Source organism: Kluyvera sichuanensis (assembly GCF_040930405.1).
Lineage (GTDB): Bacteria > Pseudomonadota > Gammaproteobacteria > Enterobacterales > Enterobacteriaceae > Kluyvera > Kluyvera sichuanensis.
On sequence record NZ_CP162271.1, the window covers coordinates 3,457,085 to 3,477,146 of the forward strand.

Genomic DNA, 20,062 nt, shown 5'->3' on the forward strand with positions numbered 1-20,062 from the left:
GCGGCTTACTCGTCTTCCGGGTTCAGACGACGGCGGCTGATGATACGCAGCAGACGCCACAGCACCCAGGCCAGCAGCACGATGCTGATGGCGGCAAAGATAGCCAGCAGAACCGGATGGTTAGAGAGCGCGAACCACACGCGTTCGAACCACGGCAGATGACCGACATAGTAGATGTCGCCCACGCGCAGGCTGCTCACGCCGGACTCACGAATCACCGATACTGAGCCAAACATCGCCGCGCGCTTGCCGCTGTCGTTCAGCGCATTGTTCAGCAGGTCATAACCGCTGGCGCTGTCAGCGAGCAGCGCCACGACGCTGCGCTGTTTGTGGTACGGCGATTCGAAACCAACGACGGCAGCCATCGGGCCGGAAGAGGTGATCCCGGTCTGCACGCCAGCCTGACGGTCATCTTCATCAAGATAGATGCTCGGCAGGTCAGTATGGCGCATTGGCGTTTTCACCCAGCTCTGGGTGGCGTCCACCAGCAGGTCGATGTGCTTATCGTCCTTCAGTTTTTGCGGGATAGAGCCAATCAACAGCAGGTCAGCATCCTGGTCCTGAATCTTGCTGCCATCATCGGCGATGGTCATCTTCGAGCCCGCCAGGCCGGTCTGGCCGCCAATCACGCCAACGGCGTTCAGCAGCGTGCTCACCTGCGCTTCAGACGGCTGTTTTGGCATCACGATCACCGTGTCGGAGAGATCCGCCATACGGGTGAACGGGAAGCCTGCATTCGCAAAGGTGCGCAGATCCGGCATCGGCAGGAAGTGATAGTAGTTCGAGAAGTCGATGGTCGAGTCGTCGCCTATCACCACGTGGTTCTGCACCGGCTGGAAGGTCACGCAGTTATCCACCGAGCCGCCCGGCATCGGGTTCATATACTGGAAATCAAAGCGCAGCTGGTTCATTGCACCCAAACGCAGCGCCGGAATGCTGACATCGTTTTTACCGTCCAGCAGGCCTTGTAGCACCGGCAGGCGCAGCATCAGCTTATTCACATCCTGGGTGCTGTTGAGGTTAAACGACTGCAGGAACTGGTCATTCAGGCTGATGTCCATCCGCGAACTGTCTTTGACCGGCGGCATGGTGTAGCGGTACTTCAGATCCATGTCGATGCCGGTACTGCGCATCAGGTAGAGATCCGGCGGCAGATTCAGCGACAGGTTGATGGAAGCCGGTTCCAGCCCGGTGGACTGCAGCTGCTGTTCATAGGTTTTCAGCTCGCCGAAGGTGACCGGACGGTCGGTACGCACCCAGTTTGGCGCGTCGTACGGCGCGCGGGCCAGCAGCGGTTTCACCTCATCCACCGTCACGCTATCGCCGCGGAACAGAATATTGCCCGCCGCGATGCCCTGAGCTGCTTTCAGCAGGTCGTTATCGTCACGACCAAACACCACCAGCAGCTTCATATACGGGTTGTTCGGATGGTCGATCATTTCGATCGTTGGTGCCTTCACCGCCGGATGATCGCGCAGGAAGTCCGGGCGACGATCGTTGGTGGCAAAGACGATGGCATTACGATCCGGCAGCGTATTAAACAGCACCGGGAAGGTCTGGCCACGCCAGCCCGCCTTAGCGCCAAACCACGAAGCCACAATGGCGGCCGCCTGCTGCTGCGGCAGATCCGGTGAGTTGGCAAAGACGATAGGCAGGGTCAGTGCACGGTTATCACGGGCGTCAAAGAACGGCACCGGGAAGTGCGACAGGTCGTTACGCACCTTCAGCGCCTGATAGGTCAAATCCAGCGAGCTGTTGCGCGCCACGTCCAGCCAGACGGTGGTGTTCGCCGGGTTTTCACAGACGTCGCGGTAGTGGCCAATAAACTCAAGGCGCACGCGGTTAAAGTCGGTGATATAGAGCGGGTCGATAGGGATCTGCGTCGAGACCTTTTTACCCAGTTGCTCTTTGGTGACCGGCAGTACACCCATCAGCTCATCGTTCAGATAGACCTTCAGCTGAGACGTCGTCGGTAGCAACGACGGCGACGGCGTATAGGTCAGGTTCAGCATCGCCTTCGACACCACTTCGTCGCTGCGCATGCCAAACTCAATGCCGCCGTCCGGGTTAGATCCGCGCAGCACCATGCTGCCCGGCGGCGGCGCAATCTGGGCAAAAGAAAGCTTTACGTCACGCGACGGCGCATCTTCCACCACCACCGGCGTCGTGGTTGCCGCGTCGGCAGAAGCAGGCGCCGCTGCGTTGTCCTGAACAGTCGGCGCTACCGCCACCTCTGTCGTCGGTTCTGAATGCGTCGTGAGCGGCAGTAAACTGCCCATGCCCACCGCCACTGCACAAATCCAGGAAAGTTTTCTTTTCATCGGTTCATCATCATTATTGTTGAGCCATAGCCGATAGCGGATGCTCGATTACCGCCTCACGTTCTGGACGGCGCGGAATGAACGAAGCCACCCACGCCACCAGCATGGTGAGCGACCGGAAAATCTCTTTTGCCACCGGTGGCGCGAACTCGGCCAGGTGGCGATAGCCACGGAACCCCAGCTTCAGGATATCCATCAGGCTTTCCAGCGGTTTATCTTCCGGGAAGCTGTCCTGCCAGAGCGCCCACGTATCCGCACGCGCAAACGTACACTGTACAAAATCGATATGTTGACGGGTGCTCATCGGCAACAGCTTGAGCCCCACTTCACTACCCAGTACGCGCACGACCTGGGTTGGGAAGACGTACTCCTGCTGGCCGCGTTTGAGCAGCAGATTAACCTTCTGCTCTTCCAGCACCTGAGCGTCACCGTTGATATGAATACCCACGCCGCCGTCAGAGAAGTCATGTACCGTACAGGAGAAGAGATGCCCGTCTTCACGGGAGATCGCCCCCGGCATTTTGATTTCAACACGGTGCGAACGACGCACCTGTTTACTTTCCACCGACACCGCCACCGCACCGCCGAGGATAATCAGGTTATAGAACACCCACACCAGGCTTATCCACACGGTGAGGGTTTCATCCGCCGGGCCGTACATATAGCGCCAGATCCCAAACGCCACGCCCACCAGGTTCAGCAGCACGAGGAAGATATACGGGCGGGAGATAACCCAGTCGACGTACTCCTCTTCCACCAGGCCACCCTTGGCGGTGACGTTGAATTTGCCTTTGTGCGGGTTAAACAGCGCCACCATCGTCGGCGGCGCGATGTACCACGCGAGCACCGTTTCATAGATTTCACTCCAGAAGGAGTGGCGGTATTTGCCCTGAATTTTTGAGTTGGTCAGGCTGGCGTGAATCATGTGCGGCAGCACGAACAGCGCGATCATCAGCGCCGGGGCGTAGATGATGTAGGCGTGCAGCAGCAGGAAGGCCAGCGGTGCGGTGAGGAAGATAAGCCGCGGTACGCCCGACAGGAAGTGGAACATGGCGTTGAGGTAGCACAGCCGCTGCGGTAGCTTCAGCCCTTTACCAAACAAGGGGTTATCCATGCGGAAGATCTGCACCATGCCGCGCGCCCAGCGGATACGCTGGCCGATATGCGCCGACAGGCTTTCCGTCGCCAGCCCCGCCGCCTGCGGCAAACGCATGTAGGCAGAGGTGTAGCCGCGACGGTGCAAACGCAGAGAAGTGTGCGCATCTTCGGTCACCGTTTCCACGGCGATGCCGCCAATTTCATCCAGCGGTTTACGACGAATCACGGCACACGAGCCGCAGAAGAAGGTCGCATCCCACATGTCGTTACCGTCCTGCACCAGCCCGTAGAACAGCGTGCCTTCGTTCGGCGTTTTACGGAAACGGCCCAGGTTACGTTCGAACGGGTCAGGCGAGAAGAAGTGGTGTGGCGTCTGCATCATCGCCAGCTTCTTGTCTTTCAGGAACCAGCCCATGGTCATCTGCAGGAACGAGCGCGTCGGCACGTGGTCGCAGTCGAAAATCGATACAAACTCGCCTTTGGCATACTTCAGCGCGTTGTTGATGTTCCCGGCTTTTGCATGTTCATGCGTGGTGCGTGCTACGTAGTGGACGCCCACGTCTTTGGCAAACTGCTTAAACTCTTCGCGGCCGCCGTCATCAAGGATCCAGATTTGAATCTTATCTTTTGGCCAGTCGATACCGAGCGAAGCGTAAACGGTGTTTTTGACAACGTTCAAATCTTCGTTATAGGTCGGGACGAAGATATCGACCGAAGGCCATTCGTTCATGTCCTTCGGCAGCGGCACCGGATGACGGTTCAGCGGCCAGACCACCTGGAAGTAACCCAGCACCAGCACAATCCACGCGTAGGTTTCGGCAAACAGCAGGATCAGGCCACATACCAGGCTTACCGGGTCGTTCCAGTTGAGCGTTGAGGTATAGCGCCACCAGATGTAGCGACAGGAGACCGTCAGCGAGAGCACGATCAGCATCAGCGCCGAGAAACGCCCCGGAATGCGCCGCACCAGCAGCGCCACGCCCCAGAGCAGCAGCAAGAAGATAAACTGCGAGAGCGGGTTAAACGGTTGGGTAATGCAGACCAGGGCCAGAATTAAGGAGAGCGTAACCACCACGCCAAGGATCAGGCGGCGCAGCTTTGGATTCAGGTGCGCCAGCTCTTTCTTCTCATCGAGATGGCCGGTTTGCGCATTCATCCGGCCTGGCAGCTCATCAGCCCAGCGGTTGTAGCGCTCGCGCAGACGATCGATGCCTGCCAGCGGTCGCCAGGGGCGAGCGCTGCGTTGTTCTGCAGGCTTGGTGGCAATGAGCCAGACCGCCTGTAGCGCAAAGCGCAGCGGATCCAGCGGGCGTGGTCGCGAGAAATTAATGTGCGGGAACAGTTCGTCGTGACGGTCAGTCAGCGCCTGCCAGCGGGCATTTTCCAACGGCAGAAAGAGCCATGCCAGCCCCACCCATAGGCAGGTCAATGTCGCGGAAAGCCAGGACGACCCCGCCTTTCGATAACCAAGATAGCGCTCGCGCAGGCGAGCGTAGACCGGCGGGACGAATATCCAGCTGCCGAGGCGAATCATGCTTCGCGCTCCGCGACCGGACGGCGGCCTGCGTAGTGCATCAGGCACCAGTTGGCGAGCGTAATCATCTCTTCGGCGGCAAGGGAATCGTGGCGGTATTCGCCAAGCGGCTGCTTATTCGCCAGGCTTTCAGCCATCGCTTCATCCAGATGGATAACCACCGGCAGAAGGCGACGCTGGGTTTGCAGCCAGACCTGATAAAGGTCTTCCTGCAGCGGGCTGCTCATGCGTAACCCATTGATCAAAAGGTGGGTATCAGCCGGTAGCGGCTGTTGATGCAGGCGAATATGGCAGTTGGCGTCTGGTTTCAGAATCGTCAGCGTAAAGTGGCTGGCTTCGACCAGCGGCGCAGTCCAGGGATAAAAACCGTGCGGGAGATCCAGCAAGATCCACTGGTAGCGCCCTTCGCGTTCTAAGGTTTCGGCGATATCGGCAATGGTCGATAGCGTATCGCCCAACGCGGCCGCGTTTTGCAACTCACCCGGCTGGAGGTGACCAAACGGCAGCACATCAATCAGTGAAGTGTAACGTAATCCCGCGTCACGCCAATCCTCGCCGTCCAACGCCGCGCGCGCCCAGCCGCTCTGCCGTCCGATCTCATCGTTAAACGACAGACGCAGCATATTGTCAGGGCCAGCATCGATGACCAGCACCGACTCCCCGAGCAGCTGTAACGACCACGCTAATGCCGCCGTGATGGACGTCGTACCCACGCCACCGCGAACGCCCTGTAATCCCAGAATAGCCATTATGGCTTCCTTATTTTTGTTCGGCTTTTTGTTCTGCAAACTCTGCCAGCAGCGGCCAGCGTTTAAACGCCGCAGCTAATTTTTCACGCTGGGAAATATCAGTGTAATCTATATTGGGTAGAGAGAAAGCCCGGCTCAGTGCGAGAAAATCATTCTGGAAAGTGTAGCCAAGTTGAGAATCAGCTGATGTCACTGGTTCATTATCTGACATTTTTTTGCTCCCTCTGAAATCAAAGTACAAATGCGCCCCATCATTCGAAGGGCAACCTTTCCATGAAATTCGTTTATACTCGTCATACTTCTGATTGCAGATGAGTAGTTTTGCTTTTACTCATTTCAACCACATAGTTATGCAGGTTTCAGGGGATTGGCTCACTTATCGCCTGACGATAACGCTAATAAATCAGAGTATACATGCTAAATCTGATGCTATTTAATTTCAATATTAGGTTTATTCTGACGTTTACACTAGTAAACTTATACGCAGGATTATCGTCGATAAGAGGGACACGATGAACCCCATATTTTCTATTGGTATCCAGTCGCTGTGGGATGAAGTGAGTCATATGCCTGCAGGCGGCGTGTGGTGGGTGAATACCGATCGCCATGAGGATGCCGTCAGCCTGCTAAACCAGACGCTTTCAGCACAGCAAGATGCGGCGAAAGTGGCGGTGGTTTGCATGGGTGAAAACCCTAATAACCTTATAGAGTTAAAGGGAAATTCCGGCCCTAAAAAAGTGTCGCTGTTTACCATGCAGGATAGCGTAGATAGTCTATACTTTATGCGCCGCGATTTACTGCGCACGCTCGAACCCAACGATTATTTCGTCATCCTGTTATGCTCACATAACGCCTGGAAAAATATTCCTGCTGATAAAGTTCATGACTGGGTAAACAAGTCTCAAAAATGGGCTAAATACTATGGCTGCACGCTTCTGGTTCTGAATCCAGGCAACAATGCCGACGCTCAAACCTCCGTTTTACTCGGTGAATATCGTGCCCTTTCTGGCCTGGCCAGTTTACGTTACCAGGGTGATAGTCAACTACTGGATATATCTTACTGGTCAAATGAAAAAGGGGTAAGCGCCCGCCAGCAGCTGTTAATTAAACAAAATGACCACGGCTGGCACCTGGCGCAGGACGAAGTTGCGAACGTCCAGCCACGCAGCGATGAAAAAGAAGTGCTTAGTAATATCAATATTCTCGAAGGCGCACCGGCACTTTCAGAGCACTGGACTTTATTTGATACCAATGACGCTGTTTTTAATGCTGCACGTACCGCACAGGCCGCAACCGTCATATTCTCGCTAAACCAAAATAGCCAGGTTGAGCAGCTTGCCCGATATATTCATACTCTGCGTCGACAGCGCGGAAGTGCTTTAAAACTTATTGTCCGAGAGACCACTCCTAGCCTGCGAGCCACCGATGAGCGCCTGCTGTTAAGCTGCGGGGCCAATATCGTTATCTCCGCCAGCGCGCCGCTCTCTCGTAGCCTGACCCTGATTGAAAGCGTACAGACACAGCAGTTTAACCGTCACGTACCGGAAGATTTAGCCACTCTGCTCGCCAACACCGAACCGTTGAAGCTGAAGGGCTACCAGAAGTGGGATGTGTTCTGCGATGCGGTGCAAAAGGTCATCAACAACACGCTGCTGCCCGCGGACAGTAAAGGCGTGATGGTGGCGCTCCGACCCGCGCCGGGGTTACGCGTCGAGCAGGCGCTGACGCTGTGCCGTCCGCACCGTATGGGCGATATTGTGACCATCGCCGATCGTCGCCTGGTGCTGTTCCTTCCCTTCTGCCGCGTTAACGACCTCGACAAAGCGCTCAACCATATTTTCCCCCTGCCAACCGGGGATATTTTCTCTAACCGTATGATGTGGTTTGAAGATAAACAGATTTCCGCCGAGTTGATTGATATGCGTAGCGTGAAGCCGGAGCTGTGGACGCAGCCACTGCGTATCTCACCGAAACCGAAAAACGTGATTAATGCGACCTATGAAGATAACAGCTGGCGCCGTTATCCCGAGCCGTGCCGCCTGTCTACGGATACCGAAGGAACATCGTCATGATGTCGATAAGCGATATTATTCAACTCGTGATTCTCTGCGCGCTGATCTTTTTCCCGCTGGGTTATCTGGCACGTCATCACCAGCGCCGTATTGAGAACGCGTTCCGTCTGATGTTTCTAAAACCGCGCTTTGTTAAACCCGTCGGCGTAATACGCCGGGATCAGGCCGTCAGGGCAAAATCAAAAAATGACTAATTCGACGAAAAACGCCGCCGTTACTCCTTCTCCGCTGTGGCACTACTGGCGGGGCCTCTCTGGCTGGAACCTCTATTTCCTGGTCAAATTTGGCCTGCTGTGGGCGGGATACCTCAATTTCCATCCCATGATGAACCTGGTGTTCATGGCATTCCTGCTCTTCCCGTTGCCGAATAGCCGACTGCACCGCTGGCGCCACTGGATTGCCATCCCGCTCGGTATAGGGCTGTTCTGGCATGATACCTGGCTGCCGGGCCCGGAGAGCATTATGAGTCAGGGCTCGCAGATTGCGGGCTTTAGCGCGGATTACATCTGGGATCTCGTCACCCGCTTTATTAACTGGCAGATGGTCGGCGCTTTCTTCGTGCTCGTGGTCGCCTGGCTGTTTTTAAACCAGTGGATCCGCATTACCGTTTTTGTGGTCGCCGCGATGGTATGGATTAACCTCGGCCCGCTGCTCCCATCCATTAACCTGTGGTCAGCCGGGCAAGCAAGCAACGCTACCGCCGCCGCAACTTCCTCGGCACCCGCCGCAGCGGCAGGCAGCACGACGGCAAACGGCGATCTTCCCGCGCAAACCGCCGCGCCAACGTCAGATAACCTGAACGCCTGGTTAAACAGCTTCTACGCGTCGGAAAGCAAACGCACCACCACCTTCCCGGCGCAGTTGCCGGAAGATGCGCAGCCGTTTGACCTGTTGGTTATCAACATCTGTTCGCTGGCTAACTCCGATATCGAAGCAGCAGGCCTGATGCAGCATCCGCTGTGGTCGCACTTTGATATTCGCTTTAGCAACTTCAACTCTGCGACTTCGTACAGCGGCCCGGCAGCGATTCGTTTACTGCGTGCAAGCTGCGGTCAGCCGTCGCATACCAATCTGTATCAGCCCGCGGGCAACCAGTGCTACCTGTTTGATAACCTGTCCAAACTCGGCTTCACCCAGCACCTGATGCTTGACCATAACGGCGTATTCGGCGATTTCCTCAAAGAAGTACGTGAGAACGGCGGCATGCAGAGCCCGTTGATGGATCAAAGCAAGCTGCCGGTTAACCTGCTCTCCTTCGACGGCTCCCCGGTGTATGACGACCTGGCGGTGCTCGACCGCTGGCTGCAGTCACCGGATATGCCAGCCGGTGGCCGCTCGGCAACCTTCTATAACATCCTGCCGCTGCACGACGGTAACCACTTCCAGGGACAGAGCAAAACGGCGGACTACAAGACCCGCGCGCAGAAGCTGTTTGATGAGTTGGATGCTTTCTTTACCGAACTTGAGAAGTCTGGCCGTCGAGTGATGGTGGTTGTGGTGCCAGAGCATGGTGCGGCGCTGCAGGGCGATAAAATGCAGGTCTCCGGCCTGCGCGATATCCCAAGCCCGTCGATTACCCACGTACCGGCTGCGATTAAATTCTTTGGCATGAAAGCACCGCATCAGGGCGCCGCCATTGATATCAATCAGCCAAGCAGTTACCTGGCAATTTCCGAACTGGTTGCCCGCGCGGTAGACGGCAAAATCTTTACCGAAGATAGCGTCGACTGGTCGGCCTTCACCGGCAACCTGCCGCAGACCGCCGCGGTGTCGGAAAACTCCAACGCCGTCGTCGTGCAATACCAGGGCAAACCGTACGTTCGCTTAAACGGCGGTTCCTGGGTGCCGTACCCGCAGTAAAACGAAAAAGGCCGCAGGGTTTTACCCCTGCGGCCCGGTTCGGGCGCATGCTGCCACTGCGGCGGACAGACGCCCCTCAGCGGGCGTTATTTCCGGTTACGCCACCAGCTCAGAATGGCGCTGGTGATAATTCCCACCGCAATTGGAGCTGCCAGATCGTGCCAGAAAAGCACGCCAAGCTCTGCGAGCGTCATGTAGCCGCCTTGGTTGCAATAGCAACAGTTCGCGGCTATTCTCTTGATGTCTGGTCAAGTGATAGCCCCCGTTATGTTGCTGGTTTATACCAAACAACGTGCGGGGGTTTTCTCTTTCCAGCAACCTATGCCGCCGGGGATCAAGCCCCCGCAACATTGCGCCTCACCGGGAAACCCGGCTTGACGACGATACTACTGCAAACACCCCTTCAGCTCGCCGTCACAGCCCCATTTTCAGAATAGCGCCCGACCTACGCGTAGCCCGGCCGAGCGCAGCGACGCCGGGAATCGATGCCGGGATATGCACCGAGCTGTCCCGGGGGCGGCGTAAACGCCTTGCCCGGGCTACAAAAACGAAAAAGGCCGCAGGGTTTTACCCCTGCGGCCCGGTTCGGGCGCATGTTGCCACTGCAGTGGACAGGCGCCCCTCAGCGGGCGTTATTTCCGGTTACGCCACCAGCTCAGAATGGCGCTGGTAATAATTCCCACCGCAATTGGAGCTGCCAGATCGTGCCAGAAAAGCACGCCAAGCTCTGCGAGCGTCATGTAGCCGCCTTGGTTGCAATAGCAACAGTTCGCGGCTATCCTTTGTTTGCGAGTCAAAGAATGGCCCCCGTTATGTTGCTGGTTTATACCAAACAACGTGCGGGGGTTTTCTCATTCCAGCAACCTATGCCACCGGGGATCAAGCCCCCGCAACATTGCGCCTCACCGGGAAACCCGGCTTGACGACGATACTACTGCAAACAACCTTTCAGCTCGCCGTCACAACCCCATTTTCAGAATAGCACCCGACCTGAACGTAGCCCGGCCGAGCGCAGCGACGCCGGGATGAGCACCGAGCAGTCCCGGGGGCGGCGTAAACGCCTTGCCCGGGCGACAAAAACGAAAAAGGCCGCAGGGTTTTACCCCTGCGGCCCGGTTCGGGCGCATGTTGCCACTGCGACGGACAGACGCCCCTCAGCGGGCGTTATTTCCGGTTACGCCACCAGCTCAGAATGGCGCTGGTGATAATTCCCACCGCAATCGGAGCTGCCAGATCGTGCCAGAAAAGCACGCCAAGCTCTGCAAGCGTCATGTAGCCGCCTTGGTTGCAATAGCAACAGTTCGCGGCTATTCTCTTGTTGTTCAGGCAAGTGATAGCCCCCGTTATGTTGCTGGTTTATACCAAACAACGTGCGGGGGTTTTCTCTTTCCAGCAACCTATGCCACCGGGGATCAAGCCCCCGCAACATTGCGCCTCACCGGGAAACCCGGCTTGACGACGATACTACTGCAAACAACCTTTCAGCTCGCCGTCACAACCCCATTTTCAGAATAGCACCCGACCTGAACGTAGCCCGGCCGAGCGCAGCGACGCCGGGATGAGCACCGAGCAGTCCCGGGGGCGGCGTAAACGCCTTGCCCGGGCTACAAAAACGAAAAAGGCCGCAGGGTTTTACCCCTGCGGCCCGGTTATCGGGTTACGCCGTTTTCTCTGGATTCTCATCCTGATCGACCGCGAAGCATGCCACCAACTGACCACCATACTCTTTCAGCTGCGGTTGCAGCTGGGTGCACTGGCCAAAGCGGCGACGGCAGCGGGCGTTGAAAGCACAGCCCGGCGGTGGATTCAGCGGGCTTGGCAGCTCGCCGGTCAGCTTGATGCGCTCGCGGCGATCGTCCGGATTCAGACGCGGCGTCGCGGAGAGCAGCGCTTGGGTGTACGGGTGACGCGGATTGTTGAAGATCTGGTCCTTCGTCCCTTTCTCCACGCAGCGGCCGAGGTACATCACCATCACTTCATCAGCAATGTGCTCTACGACTGACAGGTCGTGGGAGATAAAGACGTAAGAGAGCCCCAGCTCCTGCTGCAAATCCATCATCAGGTTCAGCACCTGCGCGCGCACGGAAACATCGAGCGCGGAGACCGGTTCGTCGGCAATCACGACGTCCGGATCAAGCATCAGACCACGGGCGATCGCAATACGCTGACGCTGGCCGCCAGAGAACATGTGCGGATAGCGGTCATAGTGCTCGGTTTTCAAGCCCACTTTCGCCATCATCGCCAACGCTTTGTCGCGACGCTGCTCTTTGCTGAGCGAGGTGTTAATCAGCAGCGGCTCTTCCAGAATTTGTCCCACTTTTTTACGCGGGTTCAAAGAACCGTACGGGTTCTGGAACACAATCTGGATTTTCTGCCGACGCAGTTTCTGCGCATGCGGGTCATGCTTGAGCAGATCCTGCCCCTGATAGTAAAGCTCACCGCCGCTCGGCGTTTCGATCATCGTCAGCAGACGGCCCAGCGTCGATTTACCGCAGCCGGATTCCCCGACCACCGCCAGCGTTTTGCCGCGCTCCAGGGTAAATGACACGCCGTCCAGCGCTTTCACCAGGCGTTCCGGGGCGAACATCCCCTTCTTCACCGGATAGTGTTTTTTCAGGTCAATTGCCTGCAACAGCGGCTGTTGCGAGGTGGCCTCGTGCGTACTCATAGTGTGGGCCTCCCGGCATCATCGAGTGGGTAGTGACATTTCGACTGGCGAGCACCGTCAACGGTATTCAGCTCAGGCTCTACGCTGCGGCATTTATCCGTCGCATACGGGCAACGCGGATTCAGCAGACAGCCGTTCGGGCGGTCGTATTTACCCGGCACCACGCCCGGCAGCGAAGCCAGACGCGCTTTATCCTGCGCAAATTCCGGTAACGCACGCAGCAGCGCCTGGGTGTACGGGTGACGCGGGGCGCGGAAAATATCGCCCGCAGCGCCCGTCTCAACCACCTGACCGGCGTACATCACGATGATTTTGTGCGCGGCTTCGGCCACCAGCGCCAGATCGTGAGTGATCAGGATCAGCGCCATGTTCTCTTTCTGCTGAAGCTCCAGCAGCAACTCGATAATCTGCGCCTGAATAGTCACATCCAGCGCGGTAGTTGGTTCATCGGCAATCAGCAGCTTCGGACGACAGGCAATCGCCATGGCGATCATCACGCGCTGGCTCATCCCACCGGAAAGCTGGTGCGGATACACGTCCAGGCGCGAAGCCGGGTCAGGGATACCCACCTGATTTAACAGGTCGATGGCCCGCTGACGACGCGTGCTCTTGTTGCCGCCCTGATGCACCTTAATCGCTTCCATAATCTGGAAGCCGACGGTATAGCACGGGTTAAGGCTGGTCATCGGGTCCTGGAAGATCATCGCCACTTCGGCGCCCACCAGATTGCGACGCTCTTTCTCAGAGATGCGCTTCAGATCCTGGCCGTTAAACAGCAGGCTTTCGGCCATCACGCGGCCGGGATAATCAATCAGCCCCATAATCGCCAGCGAGCTAACGGACTTACCCGAGCCAGATTCGCCGACGATGCCGACAACCTCGCCCTGGTTTACGCTGTAGCTCACGCGGTCTACGGCTTTGAACGGTGTGCCTTCGTCGCCGAAGTGCACCGATAATTTATCTACATTTAATAACGCCATCTCGGTCCCCTTACTGCTTCAGTTTGGGATCGAGCGCGTCACGCAGACCGTCACCCATCAGGTTAAACGCCAGTACCGTCAACAAAATTGCCAGCCCAGGGAAGGTCACAACCCACCAGGCGCTTTGCGCAAATTGCAGTACGTCAGAGAGCATGGTGCCCCACTCCGGCGTAGGCGGCTGTGCGCCCATCCCCAGGAAGCCGAGGGCAGCCATATCGAGAATGGCGTTAGAGAAACCGAGCGATGCCTGAACAATCAGCGGCGCAAGGCAGTTTGGGAAAATGTTGACGAACATCTGGCGCATCGCCCCGGCACCCGCCACGCGGGAAGCGGTCACGTAGTCGCGGTTCACCTCCACCAGAACGGCAGCGCGGGTTAAACGGACGTAGTGCGGCAAGGCGACAAAGGTCAGCGCCAGCGCGGCGTTGCCGATCGACGGGCCGAAGATAGCCACCAGCACCAGCGCCAGCAGCAGGCTTGGCAATGCCAGCATGATGTCGACGACGCGCATAATGATGTTATCGACGAGGCCGCCGAAGTAACCCGCAACCAGCCCCAGTACAATGCCCATCACCAGCGACAGTACCACGACCAGACAGCCAACCAGCAGCGACAGGCGCGCACCGTACATCAGACGGGACAGCACATCGCGGCCCACATCATCGGTACCAAACAGATGCGCCCAGGTGCCACCTTCCTGCCACGCCGGCGGCGCAAGCAGCGTATCGCGGAACTGATCGGCCGGGTTGTACGGCGCAATCCAGTTGGCGAAGATAGCGATAAACAGCACGATAACCACGTAAACCAGGCCGACAACCGCGCCTTTATTGCGCTTAAAGTAGTGCCAGAATTCCTGGAACGGGGTCATCGGCACCGGTGCTTTATTCTCAGTAACTTGTGACATGATGGCCCCTTACTTCTTATGACGAATGCGCGGGTTCACCACGCCGTACAGCAGGTCTACCAGCAGGTTGACGAGGATAATCATCGTCGCCACCAGCAGCACCCCACCCTGCACTACCGGATAGTCACGGCGTTGCAGCGCGTCAATCAGCCAGCGTCCGAGACCCGGCCAGGAGAAGATGGTTTCCGTCAGAATCGCACCTGCCAGCAGCGTACCCACCTGCAGGCCGATAACGGTCACCACCGGCAGCATGGCGTTACGCAGGGCGTGAACGATGATCACGCGCATACGGGTTAAGCCCTTGGCGCGCGCGGTACGGATATAGTCTTCGCCCAGCACTTCCAGCATGGAGGAACGAGTCATACGCACGATCACCGCCAGCGGAATAGTCCCGAGCACGATGGCCGGCAGAACCATGTGCGCCAGCGCATCAATGAAGTTGCCCGGGTCGCCCCAGATGGCGGTATCAATCAGCATAAAGCCGGTCAGCGGGTTGGAGTCGTCAAGGAACACCATATCGCTGACGCGTCCGGAGACCGGCGTCAGGTTCCAGTGCACCGACACCAGCATGATAAGCATCATGCCCCACCAGAAAATCGGCATGGAGTAGCCGGTCAGCGCCAGGCCAACGGCGGTGTGATCGAAGATGGAACCGCGCTTAACCGCGGCCAGCACGCCCACCGGGATACCCACGGCGATGGCGAAAATCATGGCGCAGATACCGAGCTCCAGCGTCGCTTTAAAGCGCGGCACGAACTCGTCCCACACCGGGAGTCGGCTTTTCAATGAAATGCCTAAGTCACCGTGCAGTACGCCCCAGATATAGTGGAGGTACTGTTGCCACATTGGCTTATCCAGGCCGAGTTCGGCCAGAAGCTGGGCATGGCGCTCAGGGGAAATACCACGCTCGCCCGCCATAATCATCACCGGATCGCCGGGGATCATATGCACGAAGGCAAACGTGAGGAGGGTGATACCGATAAACGTCGGGATCACCAGACCCAATCGTTTGAGGATGAACTGCAACATAACCCTGATTCTCTCTAATGACGGCCCGCCTGGTCACAGGTCGTCTGTATTGCTCACAAATCTGCCGCCTTTCTTAAACGCGAGAGGCGCAGATACGGCACAGCTTCCCACCCCAAGGGGGGCAGGAAGCGATGCGCTGCCGGTTAAGGCATCGTCTTTATTATTCGATAGATACGTTGTCGAAGTGGTGCTTGCCTAATGGATCAACCACATAGCCTTTGACTTCTTTACGCACCGGCTCGTATACGGTGGAGTGAGCGATGATCAGCGCTGGAGCCTGATCGTGCATCACCACCTGAGCCTGTTTGTACAGCTCAACGCGTTTGTTGTGGTCATCGGTAGCACGTGCCGGTTGAATCAGATCTTCAAACGGCTTGTAGCACCAGCGAGAGTAGTTAGAACCGTCTTTCGCCGCCGCGCAGCTGAACAGCGTCGCGAAGAAGTTATCCGGATCCCCATTGTCGCCGGTCCAGCCCATCATGACAGCCTGGTGTTCACCGGCTTTCGCACGCTTGAGGTACTCGCCCCACTCGTAGGTCACGATTTTGGCCTGTACGCCGATCTTCGCCCAGTCAGCCTGAATCATCTCGGCCATACGGCGAGCGTTCGGGTTGTACGGACGCTGTACCGGCATCGCCCACAGCTCAACGGTGAAGCCTTTATCCTGGCCCGCTTCTTTCAGCAGCGCCTTGGCTTTTTCCGGATCGTAGCTGTAGTCTTTGACGTCGTCGTTATAGCCCCACATGGTTGGCGGGATCAGGTTCTTAGCCGCAACGCCTGCACCCTGATAAACGGCTTTGATGATCGCTTCTTTGTTGACCGCGTAAGTCAGCGCCTGACGCACTTTCACGTCATCAAACGGTTTTTTCTCGGTGTTGAAGGAGAGGTAACCCACGTTCAGGCCAGCCTGTTCCATCAGGTTGATGCTCTTGTCTTCTTTCATGCGTGCGATGTCAGCCGGGTTCGGGTACGGCATGACCTGGCACTCATTCTTCTGCAGCTTGGCGTAACGCACGGAAGCGTCAGGCGTGATGGAGAAGACCAGGCGATCGATCTGCGGCTTGGTGCCCCAGTAGCCCGGGAAGGCTTTGTACAGAATACGGGAGTCTTTCTGGTACTGAACCAGCTGGAAAGGACCGGTACCGATTGGGTTCAGGTCAACTTTCTCCGGCGTGCCGGCTTTCAGCATGTTGTCAGCATATTCTTTTGACAGAATAGACGCGAAGTCCATCGCCAGGTCTGCCAGGAACGGCGCTTCCGGGCGAGTCAGCACGAACTGAACGGTATGATCGTCGACTTTTTTCACTTCGCTAATCAGGTCCTGCAGGCCCATCCCTTCAAAGTATTCGTAGCTGCCGCCAGAGACTTTGTGGTACGGGTTCTGCGCGTTTTTCTGACGGTCGAAGGAGAAGACGATATCGTCGGCGTTCACGTCACGCGTTGGTTTGAAATCTTTATTATCCTGCCACTTCACGCCCTGACGCAGGTGGAAGGTGTAGGTTTTGCCGTCCGGGCTGATGTCCCACTTCTCTGCCAGACCCGGAATGACTTCCGTGGTGCCGGTTTTGAATTCAACCAGACGGTTATAGATTGGTACGGAGCTGGCATCATAGGTGGTACCAGACGTAAAGAGCTGTGGGTTAAAGCCTTCCGGCGAGCCTTCTGAACAATAAACCAGGGTTTTTGCCTGTACGCTGGCTGCAACGGTCATGGCGACCAGGCTGAGACCCAGCTTCAGCATCCCTGACTTCTTCAAGGAAATACTCATTATTCTGCTCCAATGTGATATGTGTTGTTTTTACCCTTTGCATTGGGTTACACCGCCTGACCTTATTTATTTTTTACCCGGCTTGGTCGGTGCATATAGAGGCGAGGGATTCCTTTCACTGGAACATCTGAGTTGCAGTGCGGATTCTCCATGAAATGCCCCTCATGCCCTACAATCTGTCAATAGAATGTGAAAACGTCAATACAGTTAACCGGGATTTGTATTGAAGGTGAGAATGGATGGGCAAAGATTAAAAAAACCCCGAAGCACTATTTTCAGCAGAGAAATTTATGCTATGGGCAAGAAGGCAGAGTAATCCACTTAATATTTTGCAACATTCAGCGATTAACATTTAGCCGTTATGTGAAAAATTTATTTCGATATGATGATAATCTGAGCGATTAATGCCGCGAACGTTAAAACGCACAGGGGAAAATGCTGAGCTTAGTCATAAGCAGCGAAAAAAAAGATTCGTCTATGCATACGAAAATACAATGGAATATGTCACAAAATTGTGAACAGGTAGGGGAAGCGTTTGTATTGATACATCTGATTGCTGACTCCAGATCCTCGCCGATCGGCTTCATTTGCGGTACGAAGCGTTTAAAGAAGTCGAGGAACGGAAAATGTGGCGTGAAAAACTGCCAGAGCAACGCTGTAAATCCACCATCGCTGTATTGAGGCCGAAGGGAATAGTTTTGAACGCTCCTGGCCGAAACGGCCTAAAGGCCGCCTGCGCCAGGAGTCTACCGATGGTAACCCTAAGCGAGCGTATACCCTTGCCTTGGCGAATTAGGCTTGTTAGGAAATGCCAGCTTCAACTGCTTTGAATCCACCATAGGTTTTAAGTAATTCTGGCGAATACTCTGCGCCTTGCGCCCCAACAATATTTCCATTACCGCGACAGATAAATAGTGCCCATCGCACAACTGGACAAGCAGTTCCTTCATCATCCCGACTTCCAACCGACGATGTTCCCGCGATAGCGCAGCTAATGCTTCAAGTTCATCCCGGAATCCATCGCTCAACGCGTCAAGATCATCAATAAACGGCTTATCTAGCAAGTGACTGATAAACCGACCGTGTTCATCTCTTCCCTGTTGACTATCCACTAACTCTGGATCGCTATGCGTTAAGCTGATGTCACTATGCGTTAAGTTCTGGGTGTTATGCGTTAAGTTTGATGTAGAGCTTAACGCATTGGCGAAGACTTCTTCCGGAGACGGCAATTCCATTCCAGGTAAGCTGTATGATTTATCTCGCTTTTCACCACTAGCGACAAGAAAATCCTTATCCACTAACTTTGGAAATGCTAGGGTAACATCACGAGAATGTCTGCTTGTGAGCTGGCATGCTCTCTCATGGTTTACCCAACCTTCTGTCGCCGCCGTGATAACAATCATTCGTTCGAGATCATCAAGTAGATGAAAACGCTCACCAAATAAATCATCAAGCCGCTTAGTAACCTCGGGGGATACAAGGCTTACCGTTGACAACTCAAGCAGCGTTTGTTCGGAAGGATCCGTTTTCTCATACAACTTTGGTGTGCGCCAGTTTGCCCATTTCCAACCACTCATTATTTTGGGCACGCCAGAGCCTGCTCGTTCACCTGCGCCAATCATTAAGAACATCTGGTGCATGCGACGGTTACGGCAGTCACTTTCCCCACCCTTCACTGCAATTTCCGGGGGTATCCTCATCAATCCGGGATTACGGAAGCCAAAAAGATCCGGCCGCCTAACCACTAAGATAGAGCTTCGGCCCGTGTAATCAGCATGCACCAAGGTGTTAACAAACGCCTCCCGGATAGCTTCATGAACTTTGGTTTCATCCAGTCGAATGCCGTCCTGCAATTCAAAAGGCACCTTAAGGTCGGTAATAAGCTTTCGATATGTCCTGCGGTAAAAATCAAAAATATTGCCTGACCACGAACCATCCGGATAGATGCGGTCGATCCAGCGAGAATCAGGTTGTGTGTCATCCCGCTCACGATAATCAACAAAATAGTTTGGAACCGCATCCTGAATAGCATTCCAGGTACCAAACATCAGGATACCCGCCAGGGTGATACCTTCTTCCCCGCTCTGGCGGTTTTTACGCCAGCCACCGATATTCCGGAATAAATCGATGATATCCAGCTCCAACCAAGGATGCTGAGGCTTCGCAACCGCAAAGAGGTTGCGATATGCACGCAAACTGTCCTGATCGATATCGTTGAAATTAAACCCTGCCAGAATCCGATCATCACGGCTATCCTCAACCTGCTCCGCCAGCATTCTTTTGATTTGCTCTTCAGAACAATGACAGTCCCCTTCATGACGACGGATGTATGTTTCCGTCATCGGCTGGTTATTGAGATAGACGGGCTTTTGCTCACGTCTTGCTACGGGGATCTCGATGACAATGACCGCTTTATTATCAAGATTGATGACCTGTACTGACTTCTCTGTCAGTAAATTGACATTTACTTTTTTCTTATTATTTGCGATATCAAATAGTTGCTTCGTGACAGCAGAAATATTACTGATCCCGTCAACGATGAAGTTCCCTTTCTTTTCCCTAACACCCAGTACGACATAACCACCGCGAGTATTCGCCATCGCGCTGTATGTCCGCCAGAAATCCTCCGGCAGTTTACCTTTACCATCTGCTCCCTGAGCCAGCTTAAACTCCAGTTCAACTGATTCAGAAAGTGTTTGTAAGTCCAACAAATCACTGACAGGAAACATAATCGGATCGGCACCTGTTTAATTTAACAATCCAGGAAGAGAGAAGGGCAACCTGAGCGAGTAGTTGTATTATCAATTCAGGCGCCTGCGAAACATCCAGAATTTCAGTATCCGTCTCAAAACGCATAATACATCATGTTCTCGGAGAAGAAGCCTCGCTATAAACGCAAAAAGCCTGCTCGTTGAGCAGGCTTTCCAAACTGGTCGGTGATAGAGGATTTGAACCTCCGACCCCTTCGTCCCGAACGAAGTGCGCTACCAGACTGCGCCAATCACCGGACGCAGCAGATCTTACTGCTGCGTTTTTTGGTCGTCAATCCCTTATTAATCTCATGCCTTTTGTTCGGTGA

The 20,062-nt window shown here is 55.4% G+C and carries 16 protein-coding genes and 1 tRNA gene; 3 read left to right on the forward strand and 14 right to left on the reverse strand.

Annotated features, from left to right (window positions below):
• Positions 1–5 precede the first annotated feature (5 nt).
• The 4 genes from bcsB to bcsR are packed head-to-tail and all read right to left on the reverse strand — an operon-like array spanning position 6 to position 5,913.
• On the reverse strand, positions 6–2,321 hold the full coding sequence (gene bcsB, locus AB2B48_RS16680; RefSeq protein WP_368299653.1) for a cellulose biosynthesis cyclic di-GMP-binding regulatory protein BcsB: 2,316 nt from the start codon (positions 2,319–2,321) through the stop codon (positions 6–8).
• A gap of 13 nt (positions 2,322–2,334) precedes the next feature.
• Positions 2,335–4,953 (reverse strand): UDP-forming cellulose synthase catalytic subunit, encoded by a 2,619-nt coding sequence (bcsA, locus tag AB2B48_RS16685; protein ID WP_333012732.1) that lies wholly within the window; start codon positions 4,951–4,953, stop codon positions 2,335–2,337.
• Positions 4,950–5,702: a cellulose biosynthesis protein BcsQ gene (bcsQ, locus tag AB2B48_RS16690; protein ID WP_220440665.1), complete on the reverse strand. Its 753-nt coding sequence runs from the start codon at positions 5,700–5,702 to the stop codon at positions 4,950–4,952. Before bcsQ ends, bcsA begins: the two co-directional genes overlap by 4 nt.
• 10 nt (positions 5,703–5,712) lie before the next feature.
• A complete protein-coding gene (gene bcsR, locus AB2B48_RS16695; RefSeq protein ID WP_185667417.1) occupies positions 5,713–5,913 on the reverse strand; it encodes a cellulose biosynthesis protein BcsR in 201 nt (66 codons plus the stop codon).
• A gap of 301 nt (positions 5,914–6,214) precedes the next feature.
• Here bcsR and bcsE point away from each other — a divergent pair, with 301 nt between their 5' ends.
• The 3 genes from bcsE to bcsG are packed head-to-tail and all read left to right on the forward strand — an operon-like array spanning position 6,215 to position 9,634.
• Positions 6,215–7,774 (forward strand): cellulose biosynthesis protein BcsE, encoded by a 1,560-nt coding sequence (gene bcsE, locus AB2B48_RS16700; protein ID WP_185667418.1) that lies wholly within the window; start codon positions 6,215–6,217, stop codon positions 7,772–7,774.
• Positions 7,771–7,968 carry a cellulose biosynthesis protein BcsF gene (bcsF, locus tag AB2B48_RS16705; protein WP_185667419.1) on the forward strand — a complete coding sequence of 66 codons (198 nt, stop codon included), beginning with the start codon at positions 7,771–7,773 and terminating at the stop codon, positions 7,966–7,968. The genes bcsE and bcsF overlap by 4 nt, the downstream gene beginning before the upstream one ends.
• Positions 7,961–9,634 carry a cellulose biosynthesis protein BcsG gene (gene bcsG / locus AB2B48_RS16710; RefSeq protein ID WP_368299654.1) on the forward strand — a complete coding sequence of 558 codons (1,674 nt, stop codon included), beginning with the start codon at positions 7,961–7,963 and terminating at the stop codon, positions 9,632–9,634. Before bcsF ends, bcsG begins: the two co-directional genes overlap by 8 nt.
• Before the next feature lie 86 nt (positions 9,635–9,720).
• Here bcsG and AB2B48_RS16715 read toward each other — a convergent pair whose 3' ends face one another.
• From AB2B48_RS16715 to AB2B48_RS16760, 10 genes are all read right to left on the reverse strand, one after another.
• Complete coding sequence (locus AB2B48_RS16715; RefSeq protein ID WP_115073682.1) at positions 9,721–9,828, reverse strand: type I toxin-antitoxin system toxin Ldr family protein; 108 nt, start codon at positions 9,826–9,828, stop codon at positions 9,721–9,723.
• A 438-nt stretch (positions 9,829–10,266) separates the two neighbouring features.
• Positions 10,267–10,374, reverse strand: a complete 108-nt coding sequence (locus AB2B48_RS16720; RefSeq protein ID WP_115073682.1) for a type I toxin-antitoxin system toxin Ldr family protein — start codon at positions 10,372–10,374, stop codon at positions 10,267–10,269.
• 424 nt (positions 10,375–10,798) lie between these two features.
• Entirely contained in the window at positions 10,799–10,906 is a 108-nt protein-coding gene (locus tag AB2B48_RS16725) for a type I toxin-antitoxin system toxin Ldr family protein (RefSeq protein ID WP_115073682.1), read from the reverse strand.
• A 385-nt stretch (positions 10,907–11,291) separates the two neighbouring features.
• On the reverse strand, positions 11,292–12,302 hold the full coding sequence (dppF, locus tag AB2B48_RS16730) for a dipeptide ABC transporter ATP-binding subunit DppF (protein ID WP_368299655.1): 1,011 nt from the start codon (positions 12,300–12,302) through the stop codon (positions 11,292–11,294).
• The gene (gene dppD, locus AB2B48_RS16735; protein WP_185667422.1) at positions 12,299–13,282 is read right to left on the reverse strand and encodes a dipeptide ABC transporter ATP-binding protein; all 984 of its coding nucleotides are present in this window, start codon (positions 13,280–13,282) and stop codon (positions 12,299–12,301) included. Before dppD ends, dppF begins: the two co-directional genes overlap by 4 nt.
• A 10-nt stretch (positions 13,283–13,292) precedes the next feature.
• On the reverse strand, positions 13,293–14,186 hold the full coding sequence (gene dppC / locus AB2B48_RS16740; RefSeq protein WP_185667423.1) for a dipeptide ABC transporter permease DppC: 894 nt from the start codon (positions 14,184–14,186) through the stop codon (positions 13,293–13,295).
• Between the two features lie 9 nt (positions 14,187–14,195).
• Positions 14,196–15,215, reverse strand: a complete 1,020-nt coding sequence (dppB, locus tag AB2B48_RS16745) for a dipeptide ABC transporter permease DppB (protein ID WP_368299656.1) — start codon at positions 15,213–15,215, stop codon at positions 14,196–14,198.
• 160 nt (positions 15,216–15,375) lie between these two features.
• Entirely contained in the window at positions 15,376–16,983 is a 1,608-nt protein-coding gene (gene dppA, locus AB2B48_RS16750; RefSeq protein ID WP_185667425.1) for a dipeptide ABC transporter periplasmic-binding protein DppA, read from the reverse strand.
• Positions 16,984–17,744: 761 nt separating this feature from the next.
• A complete protein-coding gene (locus AB2B48_RS16755; RefSeq protein ID WP_368299657.1) occupies positions 17,745–19,712 on the reverse strand; it encodes a helix-turn-helix domain-containing protein in 1,968 nt (655 codons plus the stop codon).
• A gap of 201 nt (positions 19,713–19,913) precedes the next feature.
• Positions 19,914–19,990, reverse strand: a tRNA-Pro gene (locus AB2B48_RS16760).
• Between the last annotated feature and the right edge of the window lie 72 nt (positions 19,991–20,062).